This is a genomic window from Streptomyces sp. NPDC026672 (assembly GCF_040638185.1).
Lineage (GTDB): Bacteria > Actinomycetota > Actinomycetes > Streptomycetales > Streptomycetaceae > Streptomyces.
Genome location: NZ_JBEZXS010000013.1, coordinates 211328 through 217391, shown reverse-complemented (window position 1 = coordinate 217391; position 6064 = coordinate 211328). Strand labels below are relative to the sequence as shown.

General features: G+C 71.4%; 5 protein-coding genes. All 5 read right to left on the bottom strand.

Annotated features, from left to right (window positions below):
• Nucleotides 1–149: 149 nt before the first annotated feature.
• The gene (locus AB0F77_RS18015) at nucleotides 150–1706 is read right to left on the bottom strand and encodes a DUF1996 domain-containing protein (protein WP_361948855.1); all 1557 of its coding nucleotides are present in this window, start codon (nucleotides 1704–1706) and stop codon (nucleotides 150–152) included.
• A gap of 183 nt (nucleotides 1707–1889) precedes the next feature.
• On the bottom strand, nucleotides 1890–2549 hold the full coding sequence (locus AB0F77_RS18010) for a response regulator transcription factor (RefSeq protein ID WP_361948852.1): 660 nt from the start codon (nucleotides 2547–2549) through the stop codon (nucleotides 1890–1892).
• The gene (locus AB0F77_RS18005) at nucleotides 2534–3814 is read right to left on the bottom strand and encodes a sensor domain-containing protein (protein WP_361948849.1); all 1281 of its coding nucleotides are present in this window, start codon (nucleotides 3812–3814) and stop codon (nucleotides 2534–2536) included. Before AB0F77_RS18005 ends, AB0F77_RS18010 begins: the two co-directional genes overlap by 16 nt.
• Before the next feature lie 25 nt (nucleotides 3815–3839).
• Nucleotides 3840–4388, bottom strand: coding sequence for a winged helix-turn-helix domain-containing protein (locus AB0F77_RS18000; protein WP_361948846.1), 549 nt, complete (start codon nucleotides 4386–4388; stop codon nucleotides 3840–3842).
• Between the two features lie 444 nt (nucleotides 4389–4832).
• Nucleotides 4833–5870 carry a glutamine synthetase gene (glnII, locus tag AB0F77_RS17995; protein ID WP_361948843.1) on the bottom strand — a complete coding sequence of 346 codons (1038 nt, stop codon included), beginning with the start codon at nucleotides 5868–5870 and terminating at the stop codon, nucleotides 4833–4835.
• Nucleotides 5871–6064 lie beyond the last annotated feature (194 nt).

Sequence of the window (6064 nt, the reverse complement as noted above, 5' to 3'; positions counted from 1 at the left end):
TGGCCCCGGCGCGCGGCCGCCCCGGGGGCGGCGCGGTCGTGCGCGCCCCCCCCCCCCCCGCCCCCCCCGGGGCCGGGGGGGCGGCGCCCCGCCGGGGGGGGGGGGGGGGCCCCCCCCCCCCCCCGCTTCCGTCGTTCACGGGTGCCGCACTAGCAGCGCTGACCCCGGTTGACACAGTTGGCGATCTTGTTCGCCAGGCCGCCGGTCGTGACCGCGATGAAGTCGTCGTGGTCGGTGATCGGCTTGTGCAGCTGCTCCGGGAAGCCGTCCACGGCGTAGGCGTTCTTCACCTGGCCGTTCTGGAGGCTCGGCCGGGGCAGGTTGTAGACCAGCCGCATCGTCAGCTGCGGGATCGCCTTGAAGCCGTTCTGGCAGTTGCCCTGGGCGTCGGCGAAGGCCACGTGCGTGCGGTGGTTGGCGCTGTCGATGTTCGTGCCGTCCCAGCAGCTCTGGAAGGCGAACGTGCGCACCACCTGGCTGCCGCGCGGGCAGATCGGGTACTTGTCCGTCAGCTGGACCTTGTTCTCGAAGCCGGTGCAGCTCCAGTGCGCGTTGGCGTTCGCCGTACCGTTGGTGGTCGCCTTGGCGTCACCGGTGATGATGCGCAGGAACTGCGGCATCGCGACGACCTTGCTGGTCGGGCTGCCGACGTACTTGATCTGGGCCTGCGACGGCACGATGATCCGGCCGACGTTGCCCTCCTTGCCACCGCCGTCCGCGTTCTGGTCGAAGTCCTGCGTGCCGTCCTGGACGCGGACCACGGGCCAGTAGTACGACGAGAGGTCGTTCTTGTTCTGGCAGCTCGTCCCGCCCTGGAGGAAGGTGTCGTTGCTGGAGAACGCGTTGACCTTCTGGTTGCCGACGTAGTCGTGCAGGTGGTGCGCGCCGTTGGTCACGCCGGGCGCCACGATCACGTTGTCGGTGTTGTGGTTCTTGTTGGCGTTGACGCCGCACCGGGTGGTGAACGTGCCCGACGAGCCGTTGCGGTTCGCCCGCGGCTTCGCCGCGACGTTCGCCTGCACCTTCGTGATGTCGACGAAGTCGGAGGCCGCCGGGCCGTTGCCCGCCTGACCGCCGTTGTTGGCCTGCTGACCGCCGCCGTTCTGGCCGGCGCCCTGGGTGGGGGCCGCGGTGTTGCCGCCGCCGTTCTGCTGCTGGCCACCACCGTTCTGCTGCTGACCGCCACCGGCCTGCTGCTGACCGCCGCCGTTCTGCTGGCCGCCCGCGGTCGTCTGGTTGGTACCGGTGCCCGTGCACCCGGCGAGCGTCTCCAGACCGGCGGGCGTGGTGCCGCCGACCCGGGTGATCTCCAGCTTGATGCGGTCGATGATCACCGACCGGCGTTCCTTCAGCGGCTGGAGGATGTCGTTCTGGACGAAACTCGCGTCCCTGGCCTGCGCGTCCCGCGTGGTCGCGAGCCGCTGGTAGGCATCGGTGATCTGGCGGTCGAGATTGGCCAGTTCACCGTCGACATCGGTACGGGCCTGCCCCGGTACGCTCGTCAGCTTCTGGCCGACGTCCGGGCAGGAGATCGTGGCGACCTGGGCGCCGGCGGCCTTCGTGTAGTTCTGGCCCGAGTTCGACTCGTGCGCCGAGGCGTAGAAGTTCGCCCAGATCAGCCCGCCCCCACCGAGCGCTAGGGCCGCCGATGCGGCAATGGCCTTCGTGGCCAGCGGCGTACGGCGTTTTCGTGTGTTGCGTCCCATGGAACTCCTCTGACTTCCTTGCGGGGCAGCATCGAGGCGCCCGACAGGAGTGAAGCTGCGCCCATTCATACGCACCCGGTCCCGGGGGTGTTCAGCCGCCTCAGGAATTCCTCGGAGATCTGTTCGCCCATCGGGCCCCAACCGGCCCCTGAGCAGCGGGAGTTGCAAAAAAATTGGGTCGGTTCAGCGATCCCGGTCCAGGTAGGCGAGCACCGCCAGGACGCGCCGATTGTCGTCGTCCGACACCTCAAGTCCCAGTTTGGCGAAGATGTTGGAGGTGTGTTTGGCGATCGCCCGTTCCGTGACCACGAGTTGGGCCGCGATCGCCGCGTTGGAGCGGCCCTGCGCCATCAGCTCCAGCACCTCCAGCTCGCGCGGCGTCAGCCCGCCCAGCGGCCGGTCGCCGGCGCCCGCGGCCCTGCGGGACAGCAACTGCTGGATCACCTGCGGGTCCATGGCCGTACCGCCCGCCGCCACCCGCCGCACGGCGTCCACGAACTGCTCCGCGTCGAACACCCGGTCCTTGAGCAGATAACCGACCCCGCCCTCGCCGTCGGCCAGCAACTCCCGTGCGTACAGCTGCTCCACGTGCTGCGACAGTACGAGGACCGGCAGCCCCGGCCGCTCCCTGCGGGCCTGGAGCGCGCACCGCAGCCCCTCGTCGGTGTGCGTCGGCGGCAGCCGTACGTCCACCACGGCGACGTCGGGTGCCAACTCGGCCAGCGCACGCGTGAGTTCGGGGCCCGACTCGACGGCCGCCGCGATCTCGAAGTCGTAGGCCTCCAGCATCCGGACCAGTCCGTCGCGCAGCAGGAACAGGTCTTCGGCTAGGACAACGCGCACGGAATCTCCATGGTCACCATGGTGGGACCGCCCGCTGGACTGCTGACGGCCAGGACACCGTCGAATGTACCGAGCCGCCGCTCCACCCCGGACAGCCCCGAGCCCGCGCCGACCCGGGCGCCGCCCCGGCCGTTGTCGGTGACCGTGATCCGCAGCATGCCCCCGGTGTGGTGCAGGTCCACCCAGATCCGCTCGGCGCCGGAGTGCTTGACCGCGTTGGTGAGCACTTCACTGGCCGCGAAGTACGCGGCGGACTCGACCGGCGCGTCCGCCCGCCCGGCCAGGTCCACGGCGACCTCGGTGGGCAGCGGCAGCCGCAGCGCCAGCGCCCGTACGGCGTCACCGAGCCCGCGCTCCGCGAGCACCGGCGGATGGATGCCGCGCACCAGGTCGCGCAGCTCGTCCAGGGCCTCGGCGGAGTTGCGGCGGGCCTGCGCGAGCAGCTCGCGGGCCCGCGCCGGGTCCTTCTCCATCAGCATCCCGATGGTGCCGAGGTCCATGCCCATGGCGACCAGCCGGGCCTGCGCGCCGTCGTGCAGATCGCGTTCTATGCGGCGCAGTTCGGCCGCGGAGGTGTCCACCGCGTCGCGCCGGGTCTCCGTCAACACCCGTACCCGTTCGGCGAGTTCGCCCCGGCTCGGGCCCAGCACCGCGCGGGTGAGGAGGAAGTGGGCGGTGAGCGCGGGCGAGGCGAGGAAGAGGGCGGCCACGAGGATCACGACGGCCAGGGCGGCGGCGCCGAACGCGGAGGTCTGGTCGGTGATGCGCACGAAGCCGTACCAGTAGGGACCGCCCGCGGCCACGACCGGCCGCCACAGGCCGGCCGCCAGCGCGAACCCCTCCAGCGGATAGAGGACGAGCGCGGCGGACACCAGAGCGGTGACGAACCCGGCCGTCATGTCGACCGGCAGCCAGCGCAGGTCCCGCCAGGTCGCCGGGTCACGGAGCATCAGGGCGGTGCGCGCCCAGGGCCGGGCGCCCTCCGGCACGGGCCGGTACGTCGCCGGGATGCGCACCCCGCGCCACTCGGCCGCGAGGACCCGCCGCCCGTCCGCGCAGACCCGCACCAGCGTCAGCAGCCACGGCGTCGTGACCAGCCCCACCCCGAGCGGGATCAGCACGAGGGACACGACGGTCAGCGTGCAGCAGACGAGGGCGCCCGGCAGTGTCACCAGGGCCAGCCCGAGCCCGCGCACGCCGCTCAGCGCCGCCGCGCGGGCCCGTGCCCCGACCACTCGCCGATCGCCGTTCGTCCGGATGCTCATGGCATCAGTCTGGCCGAAGGGGGGCTCACAGCATGTACTTATAGCCGACCCTGCGGACCGTCTGGATCGAGGCCCGGTGCTCCGGGCCCAGCTTGCGGCGCAGCCGGGCGATGTGGACGTCGACCGTGCGGCCGTCGCCGACGTGGCCGTAGCCCCACACCGTCGTCACGAGCTGGTCGCGGGTGTGGACGCGGCCCGGGTGCGCCACCAGATGGGCCAGCAGCTCGAACTCCAGGTACGTGAGGTCGAGGTCCCGGCCCGCCACCCGCGCGGTGCGCTGCACGGGGTCGACGCTCACCAGCGGCTCGTCGGCCTCGGCCGGCGCGGGCACCGCGACCGGGGGGAACGGCGGCTGCTGGTCGGCCGGGACCAGCACCAGGTAGCCGATCATCGGTGGCTGTCCGGGCAGGCTCGGGAGGGTGTGCTGCGGCGCCGGCAGCCAGGTGGCGCCCGGCGGCAGGAAGTCGGCGACGGCGACGACCTCGTCCCGGTCGACGGCTCGCAGCCGGTGCCGGGCGCTGTTGGGGGACGATGCGGTGAGGGGGGCGGTGTTCCGGGAACGAGTGGTCGCCATGAGGGGTCAGCTCTTTCACGCGAGAGGTTCGTCGGGAGGCCGACGGCCGCGATTCGTGGTCGGGCCCGTCGGGGACGTACGTCGTTCGCGCCGGACGAAGGCCGGGGTGTACGGCTTTAGAGGGCCGGCGCGTTCATCGCGCGGCAACACACCCGGTCGAAGTCGTGATGCTGACGGGAAGGCCAGAACGGCTCGAGGTCATGGCGACCCGTCGCGGTGCTGCTCTGGAAGCTGGCCATGCGCCCATTGAAGCAGACGGGGGCCTTCCGCAGGAGACTCCTCTCACTGCTCGGACGCCCACCTGTCCGTTCCCCGGTCCCCGTCCCACTCCGTGGACACCCCACGGCTCCTCGGCACCACACGGCTTCTTGGACACCGGACAGTGCGAGGGGGCGCCCACCGTGACGGTGGACGCCCCCTCGGCAGGAGCGGTGGGAGCCGGGATCAGACCTGGCCGGACTTCGCCAGGGCGGAGCAGCAGGTGTCGACGAGGAGCCGCGTCACCACGTACGGGTCGACGTTGGCGTTCGGACGGCGGTCCTCCAGGTAGCCCTTGCCGTCCTTCTCGACCTGCCAGGGGATGCGCACCGAGGCGCCGCGGTCGGAGACGCCGTAGGAGAACTTGTCCCACGGGGCGGTCTCGTGCAGGCCCGTCAGGCGCTCGTCGATACCGGCGCCGTAGTGCTTGACGTGGTCGAGCGGCTTGGAGCCCTCGCCGAGCGACTCGCACGCGGTGACGATCGCGGCGTACCCCTCGGGGCCTTCGCGCATGGCCTTGGTGGAGAAGTTGGTGTGCGCGCCCGCGCCGTTCCAGTCGCCCTTGACCGGCTTGGGGTCGAGGGTCGCGGAGACGCCGAAGTCCTCGGCGGTGCGGTAGAGCAGCCAGCGGGCCACCCACAGCTGGTCGGAGACCTCCAGCGGGGACAGCGGGCCGACCTGGAACTCCCACTGGCCGGGCATGACCTCGGCGTTGATGCCGGACAGACCCAGGCCCGCCTTCAGACAGTTGTCCAGGTGGGCCTCGACGATCTCACGGCCGAAGATCTCGTCGGCGCCGACACCGCAGTAGTAGCCGCCCTGCGGGGCCGGGAAGCCGCCGTCGGGGAAGCCCAGCGGACGGGAGCCGTCGAAGAACGTGTACTCCTGCTCGATGCCGAAGATCGGCTCCTGCGCGGCGAACTCCACGGCGACCTCGGCCAGCGCGGCCCGCGTGTTGGACGAGTGCGGGGTGAAGTCGATGTTGAGGACCTCGCACAGGACGAGGACGTCGTCCCCGCCGCGGATCGGGTCAGGGCAGGAGAAGACCGGCTTGAGGACGCGGTCCGAGGCGTGCCCCTCGGCCTGGTTGGTGGAGGACCCGTCGAAGCCCCAGATCGGCAGCTCGGCGCCCTTGGCCGAGTCGGCGAGGATCTTCGTCTTCGAACGCAGCTTGGCCGTCGGCTGGGTGCCGTCGATCCAGATGTACTCAGCCTTGAAGCTCACGGGCCCATCCTTCGGGGTGTGTCTGCGCAGGTGCGGGTGGAGCGGCGCTGCGGCACTGGGGCGCCGCTCGGTGCTGCCCGGCAGCCTGTCAACAGGCGATTTCCCGATCATTGCCCGGATGTGAACCCCGTGTTACCCGGTCGTTCCGTGTCCGGTCCCCCGTGGTGAGGGCCCGGGGAACGGGTGAGGGGCCG